Source organism: Microvirga mediterraneensis, assembly GCF_013520865.1.
In the GTDB taxonomy this organism is placed as follows: Bacteria; Pseudomonadota; Alphaproteobacteria; order Rhizobiales; family Beijerinckiaceae; genus Microvirga; species Microvirga mediterraneensis.
The window spans coordinates 2,381,294-2,407,085 of the sequence record NZ_JACDXJ010000001.1; the positions used below are offsets into that span (position 1 = coordinate 2,381,294).

The 25,792-nt window shown below is 68.0% G+C and carries 25 protein-coding genes and 1 riboswitch; of the genes, 5 read left to right on the forward strand and 20 right to left on the reverse strand.

The annotated features are described in order from the left end of the window. Positions 1–2 precede the first annotated feature (2 nt). From H0S73_RS11185 to cobA, 7 genes are all read right to left on the reverse strand, one after another. On the reverse strand, positions 3–1,088 hold the full coding sequence (locus H0S73_RS11185; protein ID WP_181052225.1) for a branched-chain amino acid ABC transporter permease: 1,086 nt from the start codon (positions 1,086–1,088) through the stop codon (positions 3–5). A gap of 12 nt (positions 1,089–1,100) precedes the next feature. Further along, positions 1,101–2,057, reverse strand: a complete 957-nt coding sequence (locus H0S73_RS11190) for a branched-chain amino acid ABC transporter permease (protein WP_202049796.1) — start codon at positions 2,055–2,057, stop codon at positions 1,101–1,103. Between the two features lie 13 nt (positions 2,058–2,070). Then, positions 2,071–2,871, reverse strand: a complete 801-nt coding sequence (locus tag H0S73_RS11195) for an ABC transporter ATP-binding protein (RefSeq protein WP_181052226.1) — start codon at positions 2,869–2,871, stop codon at positions 2,071–2,073. Next, a complete protein-coding gene (locus tag H0S73_RS11200; protein WP_425488189.1) occupies positions 2,868–4,847 on the reverse strand; it encodes an AMP-dependent synthetase/ligase in 1,980 nt (659 codons plus the stop codon). The genes H0S73_RS11195 and H0S73_RS11200 overlap by 4 nt, the downstream gene beginning before the upstream one ends. 229 nt (positions 4,848–5,076) lie before the next feature. Further along, positions 5,077–5,280, reverse strand: a complete 204-nt coding sequence (locus tag H0S73_RS11205) for a hypothetical protein (RefSeq protein WP_181052227.1) — start codon at positions 5,278–5,280, stop codon at positions 5,077–5,079. A 195-nt stretch (positions 5,281–5,475) separates the two neighbouring features. After that, on the reverse strand, positions 5,476–6,798 hold the full coding sequence (locus tag H0S73_RS11210; protein WP_181052228.1) for a cobyrinic acid a,c-diamide synthase CobB: 1,323 nt from the start codon (positions 6,796–6,798) through the stop codon (positions 5,476–5,478). Continuing rightward, positions 6,795–7,589, reverse strand: coding sequence for a uroporphyrinogen-III C-methyltransferase (gene cobA, locus H0S73_RS11215; RefSeq protein WP_181052229.1), 795 nt, complete (start codon positions 7,587–7,589; stop codon positions 6,795–6,797). The genes H0S73_RS11210 and cobA overlap by 4 nt, the downstream gene beginning before the upstream one ends. 71 nt (positions 7,590–7,660) lie before the next feature. Between cobA and H0S73_RS11220 the strand changes: the two genes are divergently transcribed. After that, positions 7,661–8,764, forward strand: a complete 1,104-nt coding sequence (locus tag H0S73_RS11220; RefSeq protein WP_181052230.1) for a cobalt-precorrin-5B (C(1))-methyltransferase — start codon at positions 7,661–7,663, stop codon at positions 8,762–8,764. 11 nt (positions 8,765–8,775) lie between these two features. Here H0S73_RS11220 and cobM read toward each other — a convergent pair whose 3' ends face one another. Genes cobM through cbiE form a run of 3 tightly spaced genes read right to left on the reverse strand, consistent with a single transcriptional unit; the run spans position 8,776 to position 11,143 of the window. Beyond that, complete coding sequence (cobM, locus tag H0S73_RS11225) at positions 8,776–9,549, reverse strand: precorrin-4 C(11)-methyltransferase (protein ID WP_181052231.1); 774 nt, start codon at positions 9,547–9,549, stop codon at positions 8,776–8,778. Further along, complete coding sequence (locus H0S73_RS11230) at positions 9,546–9,932, reverse strand: cobalamin biosynthesis protein (protein ID WP_246388827.1); 387 nt, start codon at positions 9,930–9,932, stop codon at positions 9,546–9,548. The genes cobM and H0S73_RS11230 overlap by 4 nt, the downstream gene beginning before the upstream one ends. Next, positions 9,929–11,143: a precorrin-6y C5,15-methyltransferase (decarboxylating) subunit CbiE gene (cbiE, locus tag H0S73_RS11235; protein WP_181052233.1), complete on the reverse strand. Its 1,215-nt coding sequence runs from the start codon at positions 11,141–11,143 to the stop codon at positions 9,929–9,931. The genes H0S73_RS11230 and cbiE overlap by 4 nt, the downstream gene beginning before the upstream one ends. 37 nt (positions 11,144–11,180) lie before the next feature. Here cbiE and H0S73_RS11240 point away from each other — a divergent pair, with 37 nt between their 5' ends. Further along, the gene (locus H0S73_RS11240) at positions 11,181–11,933 is read left to right on the forward strand and encodes a cobalt-precorrin-6A reductase (RefSeq protein ID WP_181052234.1); all 753 of its coding nucleotides are present in this window, start codon (positions 11,181–11,183) and stop codon (positions 11,931–11,933) included. Here H0S73_RS11240 and cobJ read toward each other — a convergent pair. Genes cobJ through H0S73_RS11285 form a run of 9 tightly spaced genes read right to left on the reverse strand, consistent with a single transcriptional unit; the run spans position 11,915 to position 21,267 of the window. Then, positions 11,915–12,679: a precorrin-3B C(17)-methyltransferase gene (gene cobJ / locus H0S73_RS11245; RefSeq protein WP_181052235.1), complete on the reverse strand. Its 765-nt coding sequence runs from the start codon at positions 12,677–12,679 to the stop codon at positions 11,915–11,917. The genes H0S73_RS11240 and cobJ overlap by 19 nt on opposite strands. Next, complete coding sequence (locus tag H0S73_RS11250; protein ID WP_181052236.1) at positions 12,676–13,419, reverse strand: precorrin-2 C(20)-methyltransferase; 744 nt, start codon at positions 13,417–13,419, stop codon at positions 12,676–12,678. The genes cobJ and H0S73_RS11250 overlap by 4 nt, the downstream gene beginning before the upstream one ends. A gap of 4 nt (positions 13,420–13,423) precedes the next feature. Further along, positions 13,424–14,053 carry a precorrin-8X methylmutase gene (locus tag H0S73_RS11255; RefSeq protein WP_181052237.1) on the reverse strand — a complete coding sequence of 210 codons (630 nt, stop codon included), beginning with the start codon at positions 14,051–14,053 and terminating at the stop codon, positions 13,424–13,426. Then, the gene (gene cobG, locus H0S73_RS11260) at positions 14,050–15,345 is read right to left on the reverse strand and encodes a precorrin-3B synthase (RefSeq protein ID WP_181052238.1); all 1,296 of its coding nucleotides are present in this window, start codon (positions 15,343–15,345) and stop codon (positions 14,050–14,052) included. The genes H0S73_RS11255 and cobG overlap by 4 nt, the downstream gene beginning before the upstream one ends. Next, a complete protein-coding gene (cobN, locus tag H0S73_RS11265; protein ID WP_181052239.1) occupies positions 15,342–18,836 on the reverse strand; it encodes a cobaltochelatase subunit CobN in 3,495 nt (1,164 codons plus the stop codon). The genes cobG and cobN overlap by 4 nt, the downstream gene beginning before the upstream one ends. 1 nt (position 18,837) lies before the next feature. Next, positions 18,838–19,875 carry a cobalamin biosynthesis protein CobW gene (gene cobW / locus H0S73_RS11270; RefSeq protein ID WP_181052240.1) on the reverse strand — a complete coding sequence of 346 codons (1,038 nt, stop codon included), beginning with the start codon at positions 19,873–19,875 and terminating at the stop codon, positions 18,838–18,840. A gap of 27 nt (positions 19,876–19,902) precedes the next feature. After that, positions 19,903–20,298, reverse strand: coding sequence for a DUF1636 family protein (locus H0S73_RS11275; protein ID WP_181052241.1), 396 nt, complete (start codon positions 20,296–20,298; stop codon positions 19,903–19,905). 3 nt (positions 20,299–20,301) lie between these two features. After that, entirely contained in the window at positions 20,302–21,078 is a 777-nt protein-coding gene (locus tag H0S73_RS11280; protein ID WP_181052242.1) for a CbtA family protein, read from the reverse strand. Between the two features lie 12 nt (positions 21,079–21,090). Then, positions 21,091–21,267 (reverse strand): CbtB domain-containing protein, encoded by a 177-nt coding sequence (locus H0S73_RS11285; RefSeq protein WP_009764486.1) that lies wholly within the window; start codon positions 21,265–21,267, stop codon positions 21,091–21,093. A gap of 31 nt (positions 21,268–21,298) precedes the next feature. After that, positions 21,299–21,485: riboswitch (cobalamin riboswitch) on the reverse strand. Between the two features lie 107 nt (positions 21,486–21,592). Here H0S73_RS11285 and cobO point away from each other — a divergent pair. Both cobO and H0S73_RS11295 read left to right on the forward strand, forming a co-directional pair. Next, entirely contained in the window at positions 21,593–22,198 is a 606-nt protein-coding gene (cobO, locus tag H0S73_RS11290; RefSeq protein WP_181052243.1) for a cob(I)yrinic acid a,c-diamide adenosyltransferase, read from the forward strand. A gap of 11 nt (positions 22,199–22,209) precedes the next feature. Then, positions 22,210–23,655, forward strand: coding sequence for a cobyric acid synthase (locus H0S73_RS11295; RefSeq protein ID WP_181054312.1), 1,446 nt, complete (start codon positions 22,210–22,212; stop codon positions 23,653–23,655). Here H0S73_RS11295 and cbiB read toward each other — a convergent pair. Further along, the gene (cbiB, locus tag H0S73_RS11300) at positions 23,642–24,628 is read right to left on the reverse strand and encodes an adenosylcobinamide-phosphate synthase CbiB (protein WP_181052244.1); all 987 of its coding nucleotides are present in this window, start codon (positions 24,626–24,628) and stop codon (positions 23,642–23,644) included. The two genes, H0S73_RS11295 and cbiB, sit on opposite strands and share 14 nt — an antisense overlap. A 10-nt stretch (positions 24,629–24,638) precedes the next feature. Here cbiB and cobD point away from each other — a divergent pair, with 10 nt between their 5' ends. Next, on the forward strand, positions 24,639–25,643 hold the full coding sequence (gene cobD / locus H0S73_RS11305; protein WP_181052245.1) for a threonine-phosphate decarboxylase CobD: 1,005 nt from the start codon (positions 24,639–24,641) through the stop codon (positions 25,641–25,643). Positions 25,644–25,792 lie beyond the last annotated feature (149 nt).

The window sequence follows — 25,792 nt, forward strand, 5'->3', positions numbered from 1 at the left end:
CGTCAGTAGGGGAACGGCCAGACCAGGAGCTTCTGCTTGCCGATCTGCCAGAGCCGCGCGAGGCCGTGCGGTTCGACGATCAGGAAAAAGATGATGAGCGCGCCCACGATCATGAAGCGCAGATGCTCGATGACGTCGGCGCCGACCGAGAGGCCGAAGGGCGCCAGCATGGCCGGAAGCACGATGCCGAGCACGATGGGCAGGATGAAGATCAGCGCCGCGCCGAAGAAGGAGCCGATGAGGCTGCCGAGCCCTCCGATGATCACCATGAACAGGATGAAGAAGGACTGGTTGATGTTGAACACGTCGTATTCCGCGCCGCCGTACCAGAGGAAGACGAGAAGCGCCCCGGCGACGCCGCAGTAATAGGACGAGACCGCGAAGGCGAGGAGCTTCGTCTGGAGTGGCCGGATGCCCATGAGCTCGGCCGCGAGATCCATGTCGCGGATCGCGATCCACATGCGCCCGATGCGGCCATGGACGAGGTTCGAGGCGAGCCAGGTGAGCAGGATCACGATGGTCAGCACCAGGAGATAGCGCGTCTGCGGGGTGGCGTTAGGCCCCATGATCGGAATGCCGAAAAGGGTGCGCAAAGGGGCGTCGAGTGCGCCCGAGACGTTGTAGTTCACGAGCCAGGGGATGCGGATGAAGCACCATTGCAGGAAGAACTGCGCGGCGAGCGTGGCGACCGCCAGGTAAAAGCCCTTGATGCGCAGCGAGGGCAGGCCGAACAGGGCGCCGATTGCTGCGGAGAAGAAGCCCGACACGAAGATCCAGACGATCACGTTCACGCCCGGAAAGGCCGTCATCAGCTTGTAGCAGGCATAGGCGCCCACGCCCATGAAGGCGCCGGTGCCCAGCGACAGGAGGCCCGTATAGCCGGTGAGGATATTGAGGCCGATGGCCGCCAGCGAGAAGACCAGGAACGGGATCAGCACCGCCTGGAGCAGGAAGCTGCTGCCGAAGAAGGCCAGTGCATAGGCGGCGAGGATGATGAGCGCCAGTCCGATCCGGTCTTCCCGCAGGGGGAAGATCGCGCTGTCCGCGACGTAGTTGGTCTTGAACTGTCCGGCCTCGCGGTAGAGCACTGGGGTGTCTCCCTAAATCCGTTCGATGATCTTTTCGCCGAACAGACCCTGCGGCCTGTAGAGCAGGAAGAGGAGGGCGATGACGTAGGCGAGCCACGTCTCGACGCCGCCGCCGACGAGTGGCCCCCAGTAGAATTCCCCGAGCTTCTCGCCGACCCCGACGATGAGGCCGCCGATGATGGCGCCCGGGATCGACGTGAAGCCGCCGAGGATCAGGACCGGGAGCGCCTTGAGGGCGATGATCTGGAGCGAGAACGACACGCCCGAGCGCGCGCCCCACATGATGCCCGCCACCAGCGCCACGATGCCGGCGGCGAACCACACGATGACCCAGATCTGGTTGAGCGAGATGCCCACGGAGAGCGCCGCCTTGTGGCTGTCGGCCACCGCGCGCAGCGCCCGGCCGATGCGCGTCTTGGAGAAGAACACGGCGAGCAGGCCGATCATGATCGACGCGATGACGGCCGCCGCGATATCGAGATGCTGCAGGCGGATGGAGCCGCCGAAGGCAGCGATCTCCGTCGTTCCCTGGGGCAGGAAAAGCTGCTCCGTGATCATCTCGCGCGGGTTGCCGCCGAAGATGAGTTCGCCGAAGCCGATGAGGAAATAGGTCAGCCCGAAGGTCGCCATGAAGAGGATGATGTCGGGCTGGTTGACGAGCGGACGCAGCACCACCCGCTCCACCACCATGGCGAGCACGAGCATGGCGAGGGCGGCCAGGATGAGCGCCAGGAAGGCCGGGACACCTTTCTCGTACAGGCCGACCAGGATCAGGGCCGCGAACACGACCATGATGCCCTGCGCGAAGTTGAACACCCCGGAGGCCTTGAAGATGAGCACGAAGCCGAGGGCGATCAGGGCGTAGAGCACCCCAGAGACCAGGCCTTCCCAAAGGGTCTGGATCAAAAGATCCGGCGCCTCGCCCATGAAGACGAAGGGTTCGATGAAGACCTTGTAGAGCATGTCCATGGTCAGGAACCCTTCAATGCGCCACGCCGAGATAGGCGTCGATGACGCGCTGGTCGCTCTTGACCTCGGACGGCGTGCCGTCGGCGATCTTGCGGCCGTATTCCAGCACCACGACCCGGTCGGAGAGATCCATCACCACGCCCATGTCGTGTTCGATCAGCGCGATGGTGGTGCCGTATTGCTGGTTCACCTCCAGGATGAAGCGCGACATGTCCTCCTTCTCCTCGAGGTTCATGCCTGCCATGGGCTCGTCGAGAAGCAGCAGTTCCGGCTCCATGGCGAGCGCCCGCCCGAGCTCGACCCGCTTCTGAAGGCCGTAGGGCAGTCGCCCGACAGGGACCTTCCGGATGTGCTGGATCTCCAGGAAGTCGATGATCTCCTCGACGAAACGCCGGTGCTCGACCTCCTCCTTCATGGCCGGGCCATGGCGGAAGAGCTGCCAGAAGAAGTTCGAATGCATCTTGATCGAACGGCCGGCCATGATGTTGTCGAGGGTCGACATGCTCTTGAAGAGAGCCACGTTCTGGAAGGTGCGGGCGATGCCGCCGCGCGCGGCCTCGTGAGGCCGCATCTTCGGGCGCTTGATGCCCTTGAAGGTGATGCGGCCTTCCGTGGGATAATAGAAGCCGTTGATGCAGTTGAGCATCGAGGTCTTGCCCGCGCCGTTGGGTCCGATGATGGCGCGGATCTCGCTCTTGCGGATGTCGAACGACACGTCGGTGAGCGCCTTCACGCCGCCGAACCCGAGCGAGACGTTGTCCACGGCGAGCAGCACGTCGCCCTTGCCCAGGACGGGATTGTCGGGTGCTCTCATTCCGCAGCCTCCAGCACGGTGCCGCTCTCGACGGGATACACCTTCATGTCCCTGATCTTCACCCGCGCGGAGATCACGCCCTTGCGACCGTCCTCGAACGTGACCTCGGTCGAGATGTCGGCCTCGGAGGAGCCGTCGTAGAGCGCCGTGATGAGCGGGGCGTAGCGGTCGGCGATGAAGCCGCGGCGCACCTTCTGCGTGCGCGTGAGCTCGCCGTCGTCTGCATCGAGTTCCTTGTGCAGGATGAGGAAGCGCCTGATCTGGGCGCCGCCCATGCGGGGCTCGGTGGCGAGCGACCGGTTCACCTCGTCCACGTGCTTCCCGATCATGTCGTAGACCAGCGGATGGCCGGCGAGTTCCTGGTAGGACGCATAGGTCACGCCGTTCCGCTCGGCCCAGTTGCTCACCGCCACGAGATCGATGTTGATGAAGGCCGCGCAATAGTCGCGCCCGTCGCCGAAGCAGACCGCTTCCTTGATGTTGGGATAGAATTTCAGCTTGTTCTCGACGTATTTCGGCGGGAACAGCGCGCCACCGCGCATCTTGCCCACATCCTTGGCCCGGTCGATGATCTTCAAATGGCCGTTCTGGTCGAAGAAGCCGGCATCGCCCGAATGCACGAAGCCGTCCGGCGTCTTCGTCTCGGCCGTCTTCTCGTCGTCCTTGTAATAGCCGACGAAGATTCCCGGCGAGCGGTAGAGGACCTCGCCGTTGTCGGCGATGCGGATCTCAACCTGCGGAGCGGGGCGGCCCACCGTGTCGGCGCGGATCTCGCCGTTGGGCTGCATGGTGATGTAGACGGAGGCCTCCGTCTGCCCGTAGAGCTGCTTCAGGTTCACCCCGATGGAACGGTAGAAGCGGAAGATCTCCGGCCCGATGGCCTCGCCCGCCGTGTAGCCGACCTTCACCCGGGTCATCCCGAAGCGGTTGCGGAGCGGTGCATAGACCAGCACGTTGCCGACCTGCCAGAGCAGCCGGTCCCAGGCGCCGATTCCCGGCTCCCCGTTCAGGATCCTCTCGCCCACCTTGTTGGCGTGCCGGATGAAGAAGTGGAACATGCGCCGCTTGAGGGCGCCCGCGTCCTCGATCCGCACCATGGTCAGCGTCAGCATGCTCTCGAAGACGCGCGGCGGCGCGAACACGTAGGTGGCGCCGATCTCGCGGCGGTCCTCCGCCACAGTCTCGGGGCTTTCCGGGCAGTTGACGCAGAGGCCGGAGAGGATCGCCTGCGCATAGGAGAAGATGTGGTCGCCGACCCAGGCGATGGGCAGGTAGGCGATGATCTCGTCCGTCTCGTCGAGCTTGTCGAAGTCGCAGCCGATCTCGGCGGCGGCGATCACCGCGTCGGAGGCGAGCATCACGCCCTTCGGTCGGCCGGTCGTGCCGGAGGTGTAGAGGATGATGGCGAGGTCGGAGCCCTTGCCGTCCTGCAGCGCCTGCTCGATGGCCGCCGCCTCCTGCGCATCGGCCAGGCGGGCGCGGCCTTCCGCCACGACGGATTCGATGGAATGAAGCCGGCTGTGGTCATAGTCCCGCAAGCCCTTCTGCTCGTCGTAGAGCACCCGCTCGAGCTGCGGCAGCTGGTCCGACACGGACAGGATCTTGTCGACCTGCTCCTGGTCCTGCACGGCCGCGTGGGTCACCTCCGCATGGGCCAGCACATAGGCCATCTCCTCGGCGACGGAATCCGCATAGACTGGGATCGGGATCGCGCCGAGCCATTGGGCGGCGCAGATGGTCCAGTAGAGATAGGGGCGGTTGTAGCCGATGATGGCGATCTTGCCGCCGCGCTTCAGGCCCAGCGATTGCAGGCCGCAGGCATAGGCCCGGACGATGTCGTGCACCTCGCCCCAGGTCCAGGATTGCCAGATGCCGAGATCCTTGTGCCGAAACGCGGTGCGCGTCGGGCGTACGCGCGCATTGCGCGCCAGCAATTTCGGGAATGTATCCGCGCGCGCATCCGCAGCCGTCGTCAACGACGTCAACCTCCCTGACAGCCGCGCGTCGAGACGCGTGGTATGGCTTCGCTTCCTCTGGCGCACGGGATGTCCCATGCGTTCGCCGATCTGTGCCGGCTTGCCCGTTTCGGGCTTTGTGGGGGGTATTCTGTCGCGCCCGTCTGGGGACGGCAAGGTGCCTGCCACCGCTACCATGGGCTAATACAGCGACGGATCTCAGCGACCTCCGCGAGGGAGGGCGCGCCCGTTACGGCACGGCGGTCAGCGCGGCGGGTTCGATCTCCCGGGACGTGACGACGCGCTCGATGCCGACCGTGTTCTTGATGCGGTAGAGCAGCGCCTCATCCTCGTCCGCCACGAGACAGACGATGCAATAGACCCGCTGATCCGAGCTGCCTGAGAACGACCTGGAGATCCGGACGAGCTGTCCGATGTGGAATGCCTCTTTCATTCGCGCCTCCAATGCCCTGGGATGCGATGAACGGGAGCTTGGCGAATGCCGGGCGACCGGGAATGTCGCCTCGAAACCCATCAAGCCTGCATGTTCTCCCCGACCCCTTCCAGGCTTCGCCCCGGATCAAGACGGATGGCTGAGGCGAAACGATGACGATTTGACACTTCCGGCACACGTTGCGTCACGATGCCGTTATCCGTGAGCGATCACGTGGAAGAAGCTTCCAGTCACGTTTCGGATGCGGTGCCCGGCTATGCCCAGATCGTTGCCCTCCGCATCCGCGATCGTCGCGAAGGCGACCTCCCGCGAAGGATCGCTCTGGGTCACCGAGGCATAATGGAACTCATGGCCGACGAGGCGCTGCCCCGCCCGGCCCATGGCGCCGTCCCCGAGCAGATGCGCCACCCGGTAGCCGAGATGCATCCGGCGCTTGGCATAGCTCGTCTCGACCGGCAGGAGGCCCGCCATGGGATGCGTGATCCCGTCGCCGTCCTCCAGGGATCCGCCCAGCACCATGTAGCCGCCGCATTCGCCGTGGACCGGCCGGGTCTCGGCGAAGCGGCGCAGACCGTCGAGGAAGCGGCTCGCCCCGGCGATGCGCCCCGCGTGAAGCTCGGGGTACCCTCCCGGCAACCAGCAGACGTCGCAATCCTCCGGCGGGGCCTCGTCGGCAAGGGGCGAGAAGGGGACGATCTCCGCTCCGGCGGCGCGCCAGCCCGCGAGCACATGCGGATAGACGAAGGAGAAGGCTTGGTCCGAAGCCAGGGCGATGCGCTGTCCCGGAGGCGGCAGCGGCCTGGCGCTCCCGTCTGATCGAAGCCGGGCCGGACTCGCGAGGGAGATGAGGCGGTCGAGGTTGAGGGATGTTTCAACTGTATCGGCAAGACGTTCCAGTCGTCTGCCAAGCTCGTCGGTCTCACCGGCCTGGACGAGGCCGAGATGACGCTCGGGGAGAACGATCTCGGCATTGCGGGGCACGGCACCGAGGACCGGCAGTCCGATCCGCGCCATGCCGTCCTCGACCAGTTTGCGGTGACGGTCGCTCGCCACCTTGTTCAGCACCACCCCGGCGACCTCGAGCCGCGGGTCGAACCGAGCGCAGCCCAGCGCGACGGCGGCGGCCGATTGCGCATGGCCCGATACGTCGAGGACGAGGATCACCGGCCAGCCGAACAGGGCCGCGATATCGGCACTGGCGCCGGTCCGGCCGGTCTCCTGTCGGATGCCGTCGAAGAGCCCCATTGAGCCTTCCGCAAGGACAATGTCCGCACCGTCCGTCGCCTGGGATGCAAGGGCGTCCAGGAGCGGCGTACTCATGGCGAAGCTGTCGAGGTTGAAGCTCGGCGCGCCCGTGGCGGCGGCGTGGAAGGCCGGATCGATGTAATCGGGCCCGCACTTTATGCCGCGCACCCGCAGGCCCCGGCGGGCCAGGGCGCGCTGCAGCCCGAGCACGATGGTCGTCTTGCCGGAACCGGAGCGCGGCGCCGCGATGAGCAGTCCCGGCGCAAGGCTCATTGGGCGGCCTCGCTGCCGAACTCGAGCAGGTGATTGGCGATGGCCGAGCGGAAGGCCGCGATGGCCCCGATGGCCACGATGGCCGGCGAGCGGATGAGCCCTTTTTCCGCCAGCTTCGGCAGGGTTTCGAGGGTGCCTTCCACGACGCCCTCCTTGGCGGTCGTCGCCCCGTGCACGGCCAGGGCGGGCGTATCGCCGGCAAGGCCGCCTTCCATCAGCCGCTCCACGATGGAGGGGAGGCTCGACACCGCCATGTAGAGCACGATGGGTGCGCCGGTGCGGGCGAGCGAGGCCCACTCGATCTCGGAATCCGGAGCGGCATGGCCGGTTGCGAGGATGACCGCGTGGTTCGACTTGCGCATGGTCGCCGGAACGCCGTGGATGGCGAGAGAGGCGAGGCCGCTCGACACGCCGGGAATGATGCGGAAGGAGATCCCGGCATCCGACAGGGCCAGCGCTTCCTCTCCGCCGCGCCCGAATATGAAGGGATCGCCGCCCTTGAGCCGCAGCACCCGCTTGCCCTCGCGGGCGAGCTGGACCAGCCGCTCGCAGATATCGCGCTGAACGGCCGAGGGCTTGCCGCCGCGCTTGCCGGCGAATTCGAGGCTGGCTCCCTCGCGGGCCAGGGCCAGCACGGCCGGATCGACGAGAGCGTCGTACACGATGGCGTCGGCCGCCGCGAGGGCGTTCAGGGCATGGATCGTGAGCAGGCCGGGATCGCCCGGTCCGGCACCGACGAGCCAGACCGTGCCCGGCGCGAAGGGGGGCGAGAGGCGGGACAGGGAGGTCATGCGGGCCTCCGGACGGGGCCGGGGGCCATGAAGCGGCTGTTGGAATTCATGGGGACGATGTAAGAGGGCGTATGGACGAGAGTAAACCCGCCGGATCGTTGCGCCGTGGCTGGACCACGGGCGCCTGTGCCACGGCGGCGGCCAAGGCGGCGTATCTGGGATGGCGGACGGGCGACTGTCCCGACCCTGTCGAGATCGTGCTTCCGGGCGGAGCGCGGCCGTCCTTCTCCCTGGCCTTGCACGAATTCCAGGAGGGCGGCGCCCGGGTGGGAATCGTCAAGGATGCGGGCGACGATCCGGACGTGACGCATGGCGCCCTGGTGGTCGCGACAATCCGGGCCGGCGCGCCGGGCTCCGGCGTCACGTTCCGCGCCGGCGAGGGCGTCGGGACGGTCACCCGCGCGGGGTTGCCCCTGCCGCCGGGCGAGCCGGCGATCAATCCGGTGCCGCGCCAGATGATCCGCGACAACCTGGAGGAAGCGGCGCGCAGCGTCGGCGGACCCGTGGATATCGAGGTCGAGGTCTCCATTCCGGGCGGGGAGGCGATCGCGCAAAAGACCCTCAACCCACGCCTGGGTATCCTCGGCGGCCTGTCGATCCTCGGCACGACCGGCGTGGTGGTGCCCTATTCCTGCGCGGCTTGGATCCACAGCATTTACCGGGGCATCGATGTGGCCCGCGCAGGTGGTATCGATCATGTGGCGGGCGCCACAGGTTCGACCTCCGAGAAGGCCGTGCAGATCCTGCACGACCTGCCGGACCATGCCCTCATCGACATGGGCGACTTCGCCGGCGGCATGCTGAAATACCTGCGCCGCAACCCGGTCCCGCGCGTGACCATCGCGGGCGGCATCGCCAAGATGACGAAGCTCGGGCAGGGGCTGCTCGACCTGCACTCCCGTTCCGGCGCGGTCGATCTCGACTGGCTGGCCGGGCGTCTGGCCGAGGCTGGTGCCGATCCGGACCTGGTGCAGGCGGCCCGGGGCGCCAATACGGCCCTCGAAGTATTGGACATGGCCAAGCGCCACCGCCTGCCGCTCGGAGACATCGTGGCGCAGCATGCCTGGCGCACGGCTGCCAAGGCCCTGCGCGGGGCCGAGATCGCTCTTGAGATCGCAGTGTTCGATCGTGAAGGACAGCTTGTCGGTCGAATGCCGTTCCACCCGGTCGCCTGACCCCACCCGGTTCATCGCTTGTCCTCGCGGGCGCTCGGGCGGAAGCGGCGGTCGTAACCGGTCGAATAGAGGGCGCTCTCGCGGAAATCTCTTGCGCCCAATGTCCGCCCCACCAGGATCAGCGCAGTGCGCTCCAGCTTCTCGGCGCGGACCATGGCGGCAATGGTGGACAGCGTGCCCTTGATGACCCGCTCGTCCGGCCATGACGCGCGCCAGACCACAGCCGTGGGACAATCGGCCCCGTAGGACGGCAGCAGATCCGCGACCACCTGCTCGATCACATGGATCGACAGGTGAATGGCAAGGGTCGCCTTCGTTTGCGCAAACGTGGCAAGTCGTTCCGTCTCCGGCATGGCGGAGGCACGGCCAGAGGTGCGGGTGAGGACGAGCGACTGGCCGACCTCCGGCACCGTGAGCTCCCGTCCCAGGGCGGCGGCTGCGGCCGCGAAAGCGGGAACGCCGGGCGTGATCGTGTAGGGAATGCCCAGCGCATCGAGGCGGCGCAGCTGCTCCCCCATGGCGCTCCAGATCGACAGATCGCCGGAATGGAGCCGCGCCACGTCCTCGCCGCTCTCGTGAGCCCTCACGTACTCGGCCGTGATGGCATCGAGATCGAGGGGGGCAGTATCGACGAGCCGCGCGCCGGGCGGGCACCAGGAGAGGATCTCCGGCGGCACAATGGAGCCGGCGTAGAGGCATACGGGGCAGCGTTCGACGAGCGAGCGTCCGCGCACGGTGATGAGATCGGCGGCGCCGGGGCCCGCTCCGATGAAGTGAACGGTCATGGAGCAATCTCCAGGCGCGCGAGGGCGCAGGTGGCGGATGCGGCGGCGATGCGCGCCAGAACGAGCGCGGCGCAAGGTCCTGCGGCCGCGAGAGCCGCCGCTTCCGCCACGGAGCCGACCCCGTGCGCCGCGATGGACCGGGCCGATTGCGTCTGCACGCGCGGCGCCGCAGCGGACAGCTCGCCCTCATCGATCACAACCGCAGGAACCGCAAGCCTGCGGGCGGATTCCGCAAATGCGGGCAGATCGGCCAGGGCCTTGATCGTCGCGAGTTTCGCCAGGGAAACCCGCGTGAGCGAAGCACGCTCCAGCGCCTGCTCCACGAGCGCTACGATGTCCTCGGCGGCGGCGATGCGCCTGAATCCGATGCCTGCCACGATCATAGCTTCACCACCACCCATTGCGTGACCGGCATCGCGGCCCGCCAGCCATGCATGCCGCCGACGGGTTCGAGGCGCGAGACCGCCAGGCGCCGCATCGCGCCGCCGTACCGCGCATAGAGCGATCCGAGCAGGGTTTCCGTCTCCAGCGTGACGCCGTTGACGACGAGGCGCCCGCCGGATTTCAGCGCAGCCCAGGCGGTATCGAACACACCGGCCTCCGAAGCGCCGCCGCCGATGAAGATGGCATCCGGAGCAGGCAGGTCGGCCAAGGCTTCCGGCGCCCGTCCGATGCGGATGTCCAGTGCCGTCGCGCCGAGTTCCTGCGCATTGCGGCGGGCGCGCTCGGCACGCTCCGGGCGCTCCTCGATCCCGATGCAGCGGTTGCGGGGATGGCGCAGGCACCATTCGATGCCGACGGAGCCGGCGCCCAGGCCGATATCCCACAAAAGCTCACCGGCTTTCGGCGCGAGCGCCGCGAGGGTGATGGCGCGGATTTCCGCCTTGGTGAGCTGGCCGTCATTCTCGAACAAGACATCGGGCAGGCCCGGCGCGAGGGTGAGGATGCGCGCATCCCGGGCCGCCGCCACGTCGATGGCGACGGTGTTGAGCGGATCGATCTCCGCAAGGGTGAAATCGGCAGCATTCGCGCGGCGGATGCGCTCGCGCGGGCCGCCCAGGGCTTCGCATACGGTGATCGTCGAGGCGCCGAACCCGCGCGCCTTCAGCAATTCCGCGAGCCTTCCAGGCGTCGATCCGTCCCAGGAGAGTGCGAGAATGCGGGCGCCCGGCTGCAGATGGGGAATAATCCGTTCCAGTGCCCTGCCGTGCAGGCTTACGCACTCGCATTCCGGCAATGACCAGCCCAGGCGCGACGCTGCAAGGCTGAAAGCGGACGGTTGCGGAAAGCAGGCGATTTCCTCCGCCGGGATGAGCCGCGCAAGCTCCGCGCCGACACCGTAATGGAACGGGTCGCCGGTCGCCAGAACGCAGGTCGGTTCGCCGCGACGGGCGAGGATCAGCGCATAGGCCTCTGCGAAGGGGCTGGGCCATGGTTGAGACCGGCCGGCGAGGGGCGCGGCCAGCTCCAGATGGCGCGTGCCGCCGATGACGAACTCCGCCTGATCGAGAGCAGACAGAGCCGCTGGGGAAAGGCCGACACGACCGTCCTCGCCGATGCCGATAATGGTGAGCCAGGGACCGTTCGGCGCCATGCTCGACTCCTGCTCAAAATTCGGAGAAAAGGTGCCCATGCGCATCCTCATTCTGGGCGGCACTACGGAGGCCTCCGCGCTCGCGGCGCGGCTCGCGGGCCGATCCGATCTCAGCCCGCTCCTGTCCATGGCCGGGCGAACCAGCGATCCGCGCCCCATGCCGATCCCGACCCGCATCGGCGGCTTCGGCGGTGTGGCCGGGCTTGCCGGTTTCCTGCGCGAGGAGCGGATCGAGGCCGTGATCGACGCGACCCATCCCTTCGCGGCCGTAATGTCCCGCAACGCCGCCGAAGCCTGTGCGCAGGTCCAGGTTACGCTGCTTGCTTTGCACCGCCCGGCCTGGACTCCGCAGGCCGGAGATCATTGGATCGAGGTCCCTTCGATGGAGGCAGCCGTCGAGGCGCTCGGCGAAGCCCCACGGCGGGTATTCCTCACGGTAGGACGTCTCGAACTCGCTCCCTTCGCGGCGGCGGCTCAGCACATCTATCTCGTGCGAACCATCGAGCCCATCGGCGATGCCCTGCCGGTGCCGAACGTCGTCGCCATTCAGGATCGCGCACCGTTCCACGAAGACGCCGAGCGCATGCTGATGCAGCGCGAGCGGGTCGATGTGGTGGTGACCAAGAATTCCGGCGGCGCGGCGACCTATCCGAAGATCGCGGCGGCGCGGGCGCTCGGCGTTCCTGTCGTCATGGTGGCGCGGCCCGAGAAGCCTCGCGGCGTCGAGGAGGTCGCGAGTGTCGACGGGGCGCTCGACTGGCTGAAGAGGCTTCAAGGCCGCACTCCGTAGGAGCGCGGCGTGTAGACGTAAGGCGTCGCACTCTCAGGCCGCTCGATCAGCCGGGTGGTGGACGCGCCGATGATCACGATGGTCGACATGTCGGCCATGGAGGCTTCCACCTCGGCGAGCGGCACGATCCGGATCCGCTCGTCGGTCCGTCCGACCGCGCGGGCCAGGATGATCGGCGTGTCGGGCCCACGCGTTTCGGCGACGATCTCGAATGCCGCGCCGAGCTGCCAGGGCCGGGCAGAGGAGATCGGGTTGTAGAGCGCCACGGTGAAATCGGCCGCAACGGCGGCTCGCAAGCGGGCCTCGACGACCTCCCAGGGCTTCAGGTTGTCCGAGAGCGACATGGCACAGAAGTCGCCGCCGAGCGGCGCGCCGACGCGGGCCGCCGCCGCGAGCATCGCCGTGATGCCGGGCTCCACGCGGATGTCGAGGCCGCGCCAGGACGGATCGCCATTTTCCACCGCCTCGAACACGGCCGCCGCCATGGCGAAGACGCCGGGATCGCCGCCGGACACCACGGCGACGCTGGCGCCTTTCGCCGCGAGATCGAGCGCGAAGCGGGCCCGGTCGAGTTCGACGCGATTGTCGGACGCATGCTTTCGTAGATCCGGCCGCTCCGGCACGCGGTCCACATAGGGACCGTAACCGACGATGTCGGTGGCCGAGGCGAGTGCCTCGGCAGCGGCGGGAGTCAGATAGCGCGGGTCGCCCGGGCCGAGGCCCACGATCGTGAGGACGCCCGTCATACGCGCCTCCCTTGCCCCGGCACGATGATGAGGGAGAAATACGGCGCGTCCCAATCCTCGGGCAGATCGGGCAGGGGAACGATCCGTTCCTCCGCCATGGTGGCGCGTTCCACGTAGATGGCTCGTTCGAACAGGCCAGTCGATTTCAGCGCCGCGCGGACCTTCGGCAGGTGGCTTCCGAGCTTCATCACCACGGCGGCGTCGGTACACGCCAGGCGGCGCATCAGCTCCGGCTCGGGCAGCGTACCGGGCACGACCGTCAGCACGTCATCGCCCCAGGTAATGGGCGCGCCGGCATGGGTCCAGGCTCCCGACATGGCAGTGACAGCGGGTACCACTTCAATTGGCATCCGGTCTTTCAAGCGCCACCAGAGATGCATGAACGATCCGTAGAAGAAGGGGTCGCCCTCGCAGAGGACACCGACGGTGCGGCCCGCCTCGACCTCGGCGAGGAGACGGGCGGCCGCTTCCTCGTAGAAGGGGTTGAGGGCTGCGGCGTAATCCGGATGGTCGGCCGGGATTTCGGTGGTCACCGGGTAGGCCAGGGCGATCTCGCGCTCCGGGTTCTGCCCGACGACGGCGTCCGCGATGGTCCGCGCATTGCCGCGTCGTCCGCGCTTGCAGAAATGGACGAGCCGGTCGGCCGTCTCCAGCAGCTTGCGGGCGCGGACGGTCATATAGTCGGGATCGCCGGGACCGAGGCCGAGGCCGAAGAGGCGGGTGGGTTCCTGTCGGGTCATCGGCTCACTCGACCGAGTTCGCGAGCGCATTGACGGCCGCTGCGGCCATGGCGCTGCCGCCGCGACGCCCATGGACGACAAGGTACGGCACGCGGCCGTCGCGGGCGAGGGCTTCCTTCGATTCCGCCGCGCCGATGAAGCCGACCGGAATGCCGATGACCGCCGCGGGCCTCGGCGCGTCGGCATCGAGCATTTCGAGCAGGTGGAACAGAGCCGTCGGCGCGTTGCCGAAGACCACGAGGGCGCCGTCCATGCGCTCGCGCCACAGCTCCATGGCGGCGGCCGAGCGGGTGTTGCCGAGTTCGGCCGCGAGGCCTGGGACGCGCGGATCGTCGAGGGTGCAGATCACCTCGTTGTTTGCCGGCAGCCGCGCCCGGGTGACGCCGTTCGCGACCATCTTGGCGTCGCACAGGACCGGCGCGCCGCGCTTCAGGGCCGTTTCCGCCGCATCGGCGAAGTCCGAAGAGAGTTCGACATCCTTCGGCAGGTCCGTCATGCCGCAGGCATGGATCATGCGCACCACGACGCGCTCCGCCGTGCCGGAGAAGCGCGACAGATCGGCCTCCGAGCGAATGATCGCGAAGGAGCGGCGATAGATCTCCGCGCCCTCGCGGATATAGGCGCGGTCGCTCATCGGGAGCGCTCCGGGGCGCGGCCAAGGGCGTCGGACGTCTTCGGCAATAAACGGGTCATAATCTCGTCGATGGAAAGGTGGAGAGAGGACATATCCCGGGTGGAGCCGTGGGGCACGACGTCATAGCGGCCATCGGCGCGTCCCACCAGGGTCAGATCGGCCTTTCCGGGATGGGCGCAGCCTTTCGGACAGCCCGAGACATGAACGGACATCCTTTGCGTCAGGACGTCGCCGCAGGTTTCGGCGATCCGCAGGGCGTCCGTAGGGGCAGGCGTCAGGCCGCTCGCGCAATCGGGCTTGCCGGGGCAGGCGATCAGCGACAGGCGAGGGTCGTCGGCGGCGGTGATGAAGCCGGCATCGGCGGCTTCCGCCATCAGCGGCGCGACATGCTCGCCTGCAACGCCCGGCAGCAGAAGGCCACGGGTGAAGGACAGGCGGATCTCGCCGCGGCCGAATCGTTCGCTCCATGCAGCCGTCTGGTCCAGTTGCGCTGTCTGGCAGCGGCCGAAGGGCAGGGCGAGAAGAACGGCCTGCCCGCTTGTCGTGGGAAGCAAGCCCGCCGGGATCGCGGCCGGGCGCTGTTGGGGCACTGCGGCGGGGGCGAGCGCCGCCGATGTGGCGAGTTCTTCGGGAAGGCCGGGCTCGAGGTCGCGCAACCGGCGTGCCCCGGTCCTGCCTGAGAGGCGCATGGCTGCGAAGCCCGCCAGGATGGAGAGCACGGCCTCGGGAGCGCGGCCGCAACCGGCGGTGCCGATCCAATGAAGTCCCTCGGCGGTGGCGAGCCCGAAAGCTATGGCATCGCCTTTGCCTGTCGCCACGAGATGGAGATCGGCCCCGATGGCGTCGAGCGGCATCGCGCCGCCGCCATCGACCGCGACGAAGAACTTCGCCGGAAGTCCGTCGAGGTGGACGGCCTTATCCTCGATGGCCCGTGCCAGGGCGAGTGGATCGCCATGGTCGAACGGGTCGAGACCGGCGAGCGGGGACAATGCGGTGAGGCGGTTCGGACCGTCGCCCTCCGGCTCCACGAGGCCCTCGCGTTCGAGCCGGGCGAGCAGGGCGGGAAAGGTCCCTTCGCTCACGCCCCGGATCTGCAGGTTGCCGCGGGCGGTGATGTCGAGATGGCCGTTGCCGTACGTGCGTGCCGCTTCGGCGATGATGCGTGCCTGACCGGCCGTGAGCCTGCCACTGAGCGGATGCAGGCGCACGAGGAGCCCGTCGCCGGTCGCCATGGGGCGGCGCACGCCCGGGCACCACCCGCGACGCCTCTCGATGATCGGCTGCGCGCTCATTCGGCCGCCTCCTTGCGCTCATCGTCGAAGAAGGCTGCAACGGAATTGAGGCGGCTCGCCCACAAGCCGCGACGGCGCGCATCGGCAAGGCGGTCGCGGATGGCCTGCGCGGCGGCCGGATTGGCGGCTTCGATCCGCGTCCAGGTGGGTTCGTCGGCGATCAGCGCCGTGAAGACGAGATCGAGGGTGTCTGACGGAACGGCATCCGTGGTCGCCGCGAAGGCGAAGAGCGCATCGACCCCTTGGGCGATTTCGGCCGCGCCGCGCCAGCCGTGGCGTAGCTGACCGGCGATCCAGCGCGGGTTCGTCAGGCGCCCGCGCACGAGGCGGTCCATATCTTCCCCGAGCGTTCGGGCCTTCGGTTGCTGCGGACGGCTCGTATCGAGGCTGTAGACAGCCGGCGAAGCGCCGAGCCTCTGTGCCGCTGCCGCGAAGCCGCCGATAGCATCGGCGGCGGAATCGCCGTCCAAGATGTCGCGCTCGGCCACGTCGCTCACATGCACGAAGGCCTCGGCCCGCTCGACCCGCTGAGGGAAGCTCCCATCGGCCCGGGCCTTGCCGCCGGGCCCGAAGGCATGGGACGTGCCGTCGAGATAGGTGCGCCCCAGGTCGTGTCGCGCGGCCCATTCGCCGTCGAGCGCCTGGGCGGACACGCCTGCCCCATAGGTGCCGGGCGCGGAGCCGAAAACGCGGGACAGCGCCTCGCCGCGCCGTCTCGCGGCGGCGAGTTCGTTCCACTCGTCGTCTTCGTCCAGCGCGGCGACCGCGCGGGCGGCCTGATCGAGAAGCGCGATCTGATCCGGGAAGGTATCGCGGAAGGCGCCGGAGACGCGCAGGGTCACGTCGGCGCGGGGCCGGTCCATGAGCGGCTGGGGCACGATCTCGAAGCCCGTCACCCGGGTCGAGGCATGGTCCCAGGTCGGGCGCACGCCCATCAGGGCGAGCGCATGCGCGATGTCCTCGCCGCCGGAGCGCAGCGTCGGAGAGGCCCACAGGTCCATCACGATCCGGCGCGGCCAGTCGCCTTCCTCCTGCAGGTGGCGGCGCACCACTTCCGTCGCCGCGCGATGCCCGAGTTCCGTTGCGGCACGGGTGGGGATCGCCCGTGGGTCGAGGGTCGCGAGGTTGCGGCCGGTGGGCAGCACGTTGGTCTGCCCGCGCGAGGGCGAGCCGGACGGGCCGGGCGCGACGAAGCGGCCGTCGAGAGCCTTCAGCAGGCCTTCGCGCTCACCGGTGGAGCAGGGCTCGAAGCCATCGGGCGCGTGGCCGAACACGTGGAGCCCGTCGCGGATCGTTACTTCCCCGAGGTCGCAGAGATGCGCATCGAGCCGTGTCAGCGCCTCGTCCATCGGCATGCCGTCCTCGACGCCACAGGCCGATGCGAGGCCGCTCGTCCGGGCGCGGTCCAGAATCTCCTTCGCCACGAGTTCGGCCCGGCCGGGATGGAGCACCTGGGCGGAGGAGAATTCCTCGACCAGTTCGCGCAGGGCGCCGGCCTCGCCGTGCAGGCCCGCCTCCGCCGTCAGCGGCGTGAGATGGCCGATGGTGACGGCGCCGATGCGGCGCTTGGCGGGTGCGGCCTCGCCGGGATCGTCGACGATGAACGGATAGATCACCGGGACCGCGCCGATGGCGAGGCGCGGCCAGCAGACATTGGAGAGCGCCACGGCTTTGCCGGGCAGCCATTCCGTGGTGCCGTGGGTGCCGAGATGAACGAGGACGTGGATGCGCTCAAGGACTCTGAGACCGTGATAGAAGGCAAGATAGCCGTGGCTCGGCGGACATTCGGGGTCGTGATAGAAGCCCTTGCGGTCGAGGCCGTGACCCCGATCCGGTTGCAGCGCGACGAGAACGTTTCCGGCGCGAACCGCGCGGAAGTGAAAAGCCTCATCGGCGAATGCGGGATCGTTCTCGGGAGCACCCCAGCGCTCGTCGATGGCGGCGCGGTGTTCCGTCGGCAGCGCGTCGAGCCAGTCGCGGTAGCAGGAGAGCGGAACCTCGAACGGCGCCTCGCCTTCCGTGAGAAGCGGCATGAGGTCTTCTGCCGAAAAACGTCGCCCGGCCGCATATCCGGCTTGTTCGAGATGATCGAGGATCGCGCAGGCGCTCGCCGGGGTGTCGAGCCCGACGGCGAAACCGGCGCGTCCGCCGCGCGCGGGATAATCGGACAGAACCAGCGCAAGCCGCCGCTCGTGACGCGGCGCGCGGGCAAGGCGCACCCATGCGGCGGCCAGGTCCGCGACGGCATCGATGCCGCCCGCGTCCGGCGCCTGGATGCGGCGGGAGAACGCGAGCGACGGATCGGCGGGATCGTCGGCCTTGAACGAGATCGGCCCGGCGGCGATGCGGCCGTCGAATTCAGGGAGCGCGATCTGCATGGCGAGATCGGCGGCGGAGAGCCCGCGCGGCGAGGCCTCCCAGGCCTCCTTGGGGCTGCCGACGGGGATCGCCTGGAGGATCGGGCAATCGGCTCCGTCGAGCACGAAAGCTTCATCGTCGCGGGACGAGAAGGCGGTTGTCGTGACGATGATGTCGGGGCGGCGCGCCTCGATCGCCCGTCGAACGACGGCGACCGCGTCCGGATCCTTCAGGCTCGACACGGCAAGGACGAGCCAGTCGATGCCGCGCTCCTTCAGTGCGGCTGACAGCGCCTCGACGGCCTGCGTGTCGCCGGAGAGAATGGCGGAACGGTAGACGAGGAGATAGGCGAGGGGACGTTTGTCTGAGAAGCGGGAGAGGATGACTTCCGGCTCGACGATGCTGCCGTCAGACTCTCCTCCCCACAAGGGGGAGGGAAAGGCGCCACAGCCCTCATCCTGAGGAGCCTGCGCAGCAGGCGTCTCGAAGGAGGGTCCAGTGTGCGCTGGAAGATCCTTCGAGACGCAGCCTGACGGCTGCTCCTCAGGATGAGGGCTGCGATTGAAATGTCTGTCTGCAGGAGATCCTTCGGGTGCCCATGCAAAAGCGCGAGGCACGATGCGCGGCGGTTCTGCAAAGGCATCGACGTTGCCGATCTCGACTTCGACGCGCGCGAGAAGGCGGCGCATGTTGTCGATGCCGCCGGCCTGGAAATAGGCCTCCAGATCGTCGCATAGCGCCTGGGGGACGGTGGAATAGGCGGTGAGACGGGGATCGGGGCGGTCGTCGCCGGGCAGCACCGCAAGCTTCACCCCATGAGCCCGACAGGCCCGCGAGAGATGCTCGATGCCGTAGCGCCAATAATCGAGGCCGCCGAGGCAGCGCACGAGGACGAAGCGCGCCTTCGATGCGGTCTTCTCGCTATAGAGATCGGCGGAGAGAGGATGGCGCAGGCGGCGAAGCGAGGCGAGGCGGAGCGATGCCCCGCCTGCCTTCAGACGTTGCGCGGCCGCCAGCGCTCCGAGGTCACTGTCCGCGAAGGAGAGGACGACGATGTCCCCCGGCGGCTGCTGGAGGTCCGTGGCCTCCGCGCCTTCGTCGAGGGAGATCGCTGTGACCGGGAGGAGGTGCATGTCACCCCTGGCGCAGGGCGGCTTCGACGGCCTTCAGGTCGAAGCCTTTCAGGCCGATCACGACCATGCGGCCGTCGCGGGCCTCGCCGGCCTTCCACGGCCGGTCGAAGTGATGTGCGACGCGCTGGCCGACACCCTGCACCACGAGGCGCATGGGCTTGCCGTCGACGGGCGCGAAGCCCTTGATCCGCAGCACGCCGGCCGCTTCCGCCGCGCGCTCGACGCGGGCGACGAGCGCCTCCGCGGTGGCGACGGGCGCGACCGGGATCGCGACACTGTCGAAATCGTCGTGGTCGTGATCCTCGGCGGTCTCATGGTGCGAGGGGCGGGATTCGAGATCGGCTTCCGCCGCCGCGCCGAGGCCGAGCAGAACCCTCGGATCCACCTTGCCGTGCGACGTCTCGACGACCTTCACGGCGCGCGGAAGGTGCCCGTTGATCTCCGCGAGGACCTTGTCCTTGTCGCCCGCCGCCATCTGGTCCGTTTTGTTGAGGATGATGAGGTCGGCGCAGAGGAGCTGGTCCTCGAACACTTCCTCCAACGGATTCTCGTGATCGACCGAGGTATCGGTCGCGCGCTGGGCTTCGAGGGCGTCGGGATCCTCCGCGAAGGCGCCCGAGGCGACGGCCGGGCCGTCGACCACCGCGATCACGCCGTCCACGGTCACACGGGAGCGGATATCCGGCCAGTTGAAGGCGCGCACCAGCGGCTTCGGCAGGGCAAGGCCCGAGGTCTCGATCAGGATGTGCTCGGGCGGGTTCGGCCGGTTGAGCAGGGTGTTGAGGGCCGGGACGAAATCGTCCGCCACCGTGCAGCACAGGCAGCCGTTGGGGAGTTCGACGATGTCCTCCTGGGTGCAGCCCTCGATGCCGCAGCCTTCGATGAAGGAGCCGTCGAAGCCGAGATCGCCGAATTCGTTGACGAGGACCGCGAGGCGGCGTCCGCCCGCGTTCTCGAGGAGGTGGCGCACCAGGGTGGTTTTACCGGCTCCGAGGAATCCGGTGACGATGGTGCAGGGGATCTTTGCAAGATCGCTCATGAGTCGAGCCTTTCGGCGGCTCTCTTTTTAAGCCGCGTTGTTCGTCTTAGATGGGGGAATACGGGCGACGACGCCCTTGCGGAAAGCTTCCGGACGCTCGCGCCAGGGCACGAGGCCGTCGGACGTGGCCGCATAGCGGCGCAATCCGTCGAGGATCGTCTCGACCGAAATCTCCGGGTTCAGGTCGCCGTAGATATAGGTCCAGCGTCCTGGACCGGAGACCGCGATGGTGCAGGGCCGCTTGCACACGGACAGGCACTCGACCGGCTCCACGCGCACCTTCGGTGCGTCGGGATGGGCGAGTGCCTCCATAAGCGCCCGGTGGAGGATCGCACCGGGCCGCAGCGCCTTGTCGTCCGGGCCACCCGCCTGACGGCAGGTGACGCAGACATGGAGGCAGATCTCCTCAGGAGGTGAGGTCATGAGCTAAGCGGCCTTGCCGTCGCTGCCGACCGAAGCCACCTGCGAGAGAAAACCTGATCTCGACCGGTCTTCCTGCCGCGTCCAGTACCAGCCGAGGGCAAGTCCGAGGGTCGCCCAGAAAGCGAACGCAACAGCGAGCGAGCGCGCCGCGAATTGCGCGGCCAGGATTGCCGGTACGTCACTCGCGGCAGCCTCCACATGAGGCGCTCCGATCAGGTGCGGCAGCACGATGGCGATGAGCCCGATGCCGATCGCCGCATGATGGCGCACATGCGTGATCAGATACAGGCCGAGGCCCGTTCCGAGCGCGGTGCAGACCCACCAGATCTGCCTCTCGGCGAGCTGCGCCCCGCCCATGCCCGGAAGCTCCGGGGGCAAGCCGACAGCGGGCGCGAGACTGGCGGCGAGAAAGCCGCCGATGGCCCACCGCAATGACGTCTGCAGGTCGAACCTTCGCCCCGCGGCAAGGATCAAGGCCGCGAGGATCGAGGCATAGCCGACGCCGCTGACCAGGGTGGCAAGCGCTGTGAATGCTATCCGGGGAAAGCCCTCGCCAGGTTCCCATGCACTCTCGTCTGCAGCATCCGCTGGGGCGTGAGAGCTATGGGCGAGGTGCAGAAGGCCACCCCATCCGGCGGCCTGTGCCTCCGGTGCCGAGGCCTTTTCGTACGTCTCGGCCTGGAGAATCAGGGGAGATGTCAGGAATGTTTGCAGGGTGGCGGCCACGCAGGCAGCCAGAAACCCAGCGACCAAAGCCGCTTTCAGAACCCTCAGGATCATGGAAACCCCCTGTCAGTGGCAGGGGAAATTGTGCGAGTGACGCCAGTCATGCGCCGCATTGTGGATCGTCTCGGGCGAGGCGAAGCCCGAAATGAACACAAGCGCGAGGCCGAAGGTTGCTGCGGTGAGAATGGCCACGAGCCGTTGAGACGGAGTGGCGGCGTAAGCTTGATTGGTGAGCGTCGACATGAATACCTCTTGGCCACCCCTCCGGCGGCATTTGGGTTGCACGATGACGGCAGGTCTCCTGGCTCGCGGGTCGATGCTTTGCGCTACCGCCTTCCCGGGCTTTCAGCCCAGTGGCATTTGGAGCGAAGGCTCGCCGCTTACAGTTGCGGGGGCAGCCGCGGTGTCTCACCGCATTCCCTTTTCACCCCGTTGCCGGGGCACCGTCCGTTACATGCTTACCGGGGCGAGGAGCATCTTTCAAGCCTTGGCCGTGAAATCGGTTAGTCTTGAAATCGCGTCTGAGCCTGTTCATGGTGCGGCCCACTCATGCGAAGGCAGGTTCGGGATGTCCCAGGACGAAGAGGCGCGCCACCGCGCCAAGATGATCAAGCGCAAGGAAGTCCAGGACCGGGAGGTCGCCTCGAAGACGGTCGAGAAGGGGCTCCTGATCGTCCATACGGGCCCCGGCAAGGGCAAGTCCACGGCCGCCTTCGGCCTCATGCTGCGGGCGCTCGGGCGGGGCTTCCACGTGGGCGTGGTGCAGTTCATCAAGGGCGCCTGGGAAACCGGCGAGCGCCTGGCCCTCGACCGATTCTCCGATCAGGTCGAGTGGCACACGATGGGCGAGGGGTTCACCTGGGAGACGCAGGACCGCTCCCGCGACGTGGCGGCGGCGGAACGCGCCTGGGACAAGGCGAAGGAGCTGATGGCCCGCGAGGACATCCGCCTCCTGGTGCTCGACGAGCTCAACATCGCCCTGCGCTACGAATATCTGCCCCTGGCGGAGGTGGTCGAAACCTTGCGGCAGCGCAGGCCCGGTCTCCACGTGGTCGTCACCGGCCGCAACGCCAAGCCGGAGCTGATCGAGGCCGCCGATCTCGTGACCGAGATGACCCTGGTGAAGCATCATTTCTCCGCCGGCGTGAAGGCCCAGGAAGGCGTCGAGTTCTGATGCGCGCGCTCATGGTGCAGGGCACCGGCTCCAATGTGGGCAAGTCGCTCCTGGTGGCGGGCCTGTGCCGGGTCTTTGCGCGACGAGGCCTGAGAGTCAGGCCCTTCAAGCCGCAGAACATGTCGAACAACGCCGCGGTCACGGAAGACGGCGGCGAGATCGGTCGTGCCCAGGCCCTGCAGGCGCGCGCCGCCGGCGTGGCGCCCAGCGTCCACATGAACCCCGTGCTGCTCAAGCCCCAGAGCGAGATCGGCTCGCAGGTGGTGGTGCAGGGCCGCGTGGCCGGCACCGCCAGGGCGCGCGAGTATCAATCCTGGAAACCGCGCCTCATGGCGGCGGTGCTCGACAGCTTCGGGCGGCTCTCTGCGGAGGCCGATCTCGTGCTCGTCGAAGGCGCGGGCTCGGCCTCCGAGGTGAATTTGAGGGCGGGCGACATCGCCAACATGGGCTTTTCCCGCGCGGCCGGCGTGCCCGTGGTGCTCGTGGGCGATATCGACCGGGGCGGCGTGATCGCCAGCCTCGTCGGCACCAAGGCGGTGCTCGACGAAGAGGACGCGGCCATGGTCCGCGGCTTCATCGTCAACCGCTTCCGGGGCGATCCGGCCCTGTTCGACAGCGGCATGCGGTTCGTGGCCGATCGCACCGGCTGGCCGGCGCTCGGTCTCGTGCCGCATTTTCGCGACGCCGCGCGCCTTCCGGCCGAGGATGGCCTTGGATTGAGGCGCGAGGGGCGCAGAGGCGCGGTCGTCATCGCCGTTCCGGTGACCCCCTGGATCTCCAACTTCGACGACCTCGATCCCCTGCGCGAGGAGCCAGGGGTCGAGGTGGTGCTGGTCGAACCCGACCGTACCCTGCCTGTCGAAGCCGCGCTCGTCCTGCTGCCCGGCTCCAAGACCACCATCGACGATCTGATGTTCATCCGCGCGCAGGGCTGGGACATCGACCTGAAGGCGCATGTGCGCCGGGGAGGGCGGGTTCTCGGTCTCTGCGGCGGCTACCAGATGCTCGGAACGCGCATCGACGACCCGTTCGGCATCGAGGGCGAGGCTGGCCGCTCCGTCGAAGGCCTGGGCCTGCTCGACGTCGCGACGGTTCTCACCACGAACAAGCGGCTCGAGGCCGTCGCCGGGACGACGCTGGCGGACGATGCGCCCTTCTCCGGATACGAGATGCATATCGGCGAGACGTCGGGGCCGGATGCGGCGTCGCGGGCTTTCGCCCGTCTGGCGAACGGGCAGTTGGACGGCGCCGTCTCGGCCGACGGGCGCGTGACGGGCACCTATGTCCACGGCCTCTTCGCTGACGACCGGCAGCGGGCGCGGTGGCTCGCCCTGATCGGCGCGCAGACGAGCGACCTCGCCTATGAGGCCCTCGTCGACGACATTCTCGACCGCTTCGCCGATCACCTGGAGGCGCATCTCGATTGCGACAGGTTGCTTGCCCTCAGCGCACGATGATCCAGGTCAGGAGAGCCGATCCGGTCGCCAGAGCAAAGAGCAGCAGACACGCGGTTCGGTAAAGGGCGAGCGCCCGGTCGATGTCGTCCGCATTCGCCTCGGCGCGCCCGTCGCCCATCCAGCGGTCCTCGACGCGCACGTCGCCGTAGACGCGCGGCCCGGCGAGCCGCAGGCCCAGGGCGCCGGCCATGGCGGCTTCGGGCCAGCCCGCATTGGGCGAGCGGTGATGGGAGGCGTCGCGCCATACCGCGCGCCACGCGCCTCGCGGGGATGCTCCCCGGTGAAGGGCCGCCGCCGCGACGACAAGGAGCGCCGTGAGCCGCGAGGCGGGCAGGTTCACGAGATCGTCGAACCGCGCGGCCGCCCAGCCGAAGGCTTCGTGCCGCGACGTGCGATGGCCGATCATGCTGTCGGCCGTGTTCGTCGCCTTGTAGAGGGCGGCTCCGGTGAGGCCGCCGAGCCCGAGCCAGAAGGCGGGCGCCACGATCCCGTCGGAAAAGTTCTCCGCCAGGCTCTCGATGGCCGCGCGGGACACGCCCGCCTCGTCCAGGCTCCGCGGGTTGCGCCCGACGATCATCGCGACGGCCGAACGCCCTCCGTCGAGCCCGCCCTCGCGCAGGCCTTTCGCCACCGCCGCCACGTGCTCGTGCAGGCTGCGTTGGGCGATGAGGGTGCCGGAGAACAGGGCGAGCAGGACGAGGCCGAGGATACCGAGCGGCAGCAGCAGGAGCTCCAGGGCCCATGCGACAAGTCCCGTCGCCGCCAGAAGGATCAGCAGGGCCAGGATGCCCGCCGCGCGGCGTTCGCCAAAGGACCGGGCTTCCCTGTTCAGGATCCGGTCGAGCCCTTTGATCAGCCGCCCGATCCAGGTGACGGGGTGGCCGATCCCCGTGTAAAGGCGATGCGGATAGCCGAATGCGGCCTCGGCCGCGAGGGCGAGGCTCAGGATCGTGAGGCTATCGGAGAGGGCCATGGGGAATCGGATGAGTGGGGCGCGAATCTGGCATGGGGGCGATCTGGAAGAAGCCCGACGGCTCTTTCCGGACGCGCCGGAGCCGTGGATCGACCTGTCGACGGGGATCAATCCCATAGCCTATCCCATGCCTCCCTTGCCAGCCCGGTTGTTCGAGCGCCTGCCGTCGCCCGCCGACCACCACGATCTCGAGGCCGCCGCCGCCGAGGCCTATGGCGCGGCGGATCCCGCCATGGTGGTGGGCGCACCGGGAACGCAGGTTCTCATCAGCCTCCTGCCGGCCCTGCGGCCCCGGTCGCGCATCGCCATCCTCGGGCCGACCTATGCCGAGCATGCCCACGCCTGGCGAGGGGCAGGGCACGAAGTCGCGGAGGTCGCCTCCGTCGGTGGGGCAGGCGAGGCGGACGTCGTCGTGGTGGTGAACCCCAACAATCCCGATGGCCGCATGCTCCGACGTGGCGCATTGCTTGAACAGGCGGAACATCTTCGGCGCCGGGGCGGCTGGCTTCTGGTCGACGAAGCTTTCGCGGATTTCGACGGCGACGAGACGCTCGTTCCCGTCCTGCCGGACAATGCCATCGCCCTGCGCTCCTTCGGCAAGACATACGGGCTCGCGGGCGTGAGGCTCGGTTTTGCGGTCGCGGCGACCGATGTTGCCGCGATGTTGAGAACGGCGCTAGGCCCCTGGTCGGTCTCGGGGCCCGCCCTGGAGGTCGGGCGGCTGGCCTTGCGCGATCGGGCATGGCGAAAGGCCAACCATGAGGCGAGGGCCGAGGATGCAAGCCGCCTCGATGCGCTGCTTTCTCCGCTGGCTGATCGGGCTCCCGCCGGCACGATCCTTTATCGTCTCATGGAGAGCAGCCGCGCACCGGACCTGTTCTCCCATCTGGGACGCCATGGCATCTGGGTCCGCCGCTTCCAGCACGATCACCGCCTCCTGCGCTTCGGACTGCCGGGCTCGGCTGAGTCCTGGCGGCGTCTTGCAACTGCCCTTGAGGGCTTTTCAAGCCATTGAGCGGTGGTTGAGAAAAGAAAAAACCGCCGTTCCGACCAAATGATCGGAACGGCGGCTTAAATCCGTGCTCTGGCCCCCTCAGGCACAGCAGGTTTGAAATATATCTTTGGTGATTGTTGTCTTTGAATGGCCCGTAACAATGGAAGCAG

Excerpts from the sequence above, each read along its gene's own strand:
- H0S73_RS11295 (WP_181054312.1), top strand. The coding sequence starts at position 22,210 with ATGGTGCAGGGCACCGGCTCCAATGTGGGCAAGTCGCTCCTGGTGGCG.
- H0S73_RS11285 (WP_009764486.1), bottom strand. The coding sequence starts at position 21,267 with ATGTCGACGCTCACCAATCAAGCTTACGCCGCCACTCCGTCTCAACGG.
- H0S73_RS11255 (WP_181052237.1), bottom strand. The coding sequence starts at position 14,053 with ATGAGCGACCGCGCCTATATCCGCGAGGGCGCGGAGATCTATCGCCGC.
- H0S73_RS11210 (WP_181052228.1), bottom strand. The coding sequence starts at position 6,798 with ATGAGCCTTGCGCCGGGACTGCTCATCGCGGCGCCGCGCTCCGGTTCC.
- H0S73_RS11190 (WP_202049796.1), bottom strand. The coding sequence starts at position 2,057 with ATGGACATGCTCTACAAGGTCTTCATCGAACCCTTCGTCTTCATGGGC.
- H0S73_RS11220 (WP_181052230.1), top strand. The coding sequence starts at position 7,661 with ATGGACGAGAGTAAACCCGCCGGATCGTTGCGCCGTGGCTGGACCACG.
- H0S73_RS11240 (WP_181052234.1), top strand. The coding sequence starts at position 11,181 with ATGCGCATCCTCATTCTGGGCGGCACTACGGAGGCCTCCGCGCTCGCG.
- cobM (WP_181052231.1), bottom strand. The coding sequence starts at position 9,549 with ATGACCGTTCACTTCATCGGAGCGGGCCCCGGCGCCGCCGATCTCATC.
- cobN (WP_181052239.1), bottom strand. The coding sequence starts at position 18,836 with ATGCACCTCCTCCCGGTCACAGCGATCTCCCTCGACGAAGGCGCGGAG.
- cbiB (WP_181052244.1), bottom strand. The coding sequence starts at position 24,628 with ATGGCCCTCTCCGATAGCCTCACGATCCTGAGCCTCGCCCTCGCGGCC.
- H0S73_RS11275 (WP_181052241.1), bottom strand. The coding sequence starts at position 20,298 with ATGACCTCACCTCCTGAGGAGATCTGCCTCCATGTCTGCGTCACCTGC.
- cobW (WP_181052240.1), bottom strand. The coding sequence starts at position 19,875 with ATGAGCGATCTTGCAAAGATCCCCTGCACCATCGTCACCGGATTCCTC.
- cobA (WP_181052229.1), bottom strand. The coding sequence starts at position 7,589 with ATGACCTCCCTGTCCCGCCTCTCGCCCCCCTTCGCGCCGGGCACGGTC.
- cobD (WP_181052245.1), top strand. The coding sequence starts at position 24,639 with ATGAGTGGGGCGCGAATCTGGCATGGGGGCGATCTGGAAGAAGCCCGA.
- H0S73_RS11280 (WP_181052242.1), bottom strand. The coding sequence starts at position 21,078 with ATGATCCTGAGGGTTCTGAAAGCGGCTTTGGTCGCTGGGTTTCTGGCT.
- H0S73_RS11250 (WP_181052236.1), bottom strand. The coding sequence starts at position 13,419 with ATGACCCGACAGGAACCCACCCGCCTCTTCGGCCTCGGCCTCGGTCCC.
- cobO (WP_181052243.1), top strand. The coding sequence starts at position 21,593 with ATGTCCCAGGACGAAGAGGCGCGCCACCGCGCCAAGATGATCAAGCGC.
- cobJ (WP_181052235.1), bottom strand. The coding sequence starts at position 12,679 with ATGACGGGCGTCCTCACGATCGTGGGCCTCGGCCCGGGCGACCCGCGC.
- H0S73_RS11230 (WP_246388827.1), bottom strand. The coding sequence starts at position 9,932 with ATGATCGTGGCAGGCATCGGATTCAGGCGCATCGCCGCCGCCGAGGAC.
- H0S73_RS11195 (WP_181052226.1), bottom strand. The coding sequence starts at position 2,871 with ATGAGAGCACCCGACAATCCCGTCCTGGGCAAGGGCGACGTGCTGCTC.
- H0S73_RS11205 (WP_181052227.1), bottom strand. The coding sequence starts at position 5,280 with ATGAAAGAGGCATTCCACATCGGACAGCTCGTCCGGATCTCCAGGTCG.
- cbiE (WP_181052233.1), bottom strand. The coding sequence starts at position 11,143 with ATGGCGCCGAACGGTCCCTGGCTCACCATTATCGGCATCGGCGAGGAC.
- cobG (WP_181052238.1), bottom strand. The coding sequence starts at position 15,345 with ATGAGCGCGCAGCCGATCATCGAGAGGCGTCGCGGGTGGTGCCCGGGC.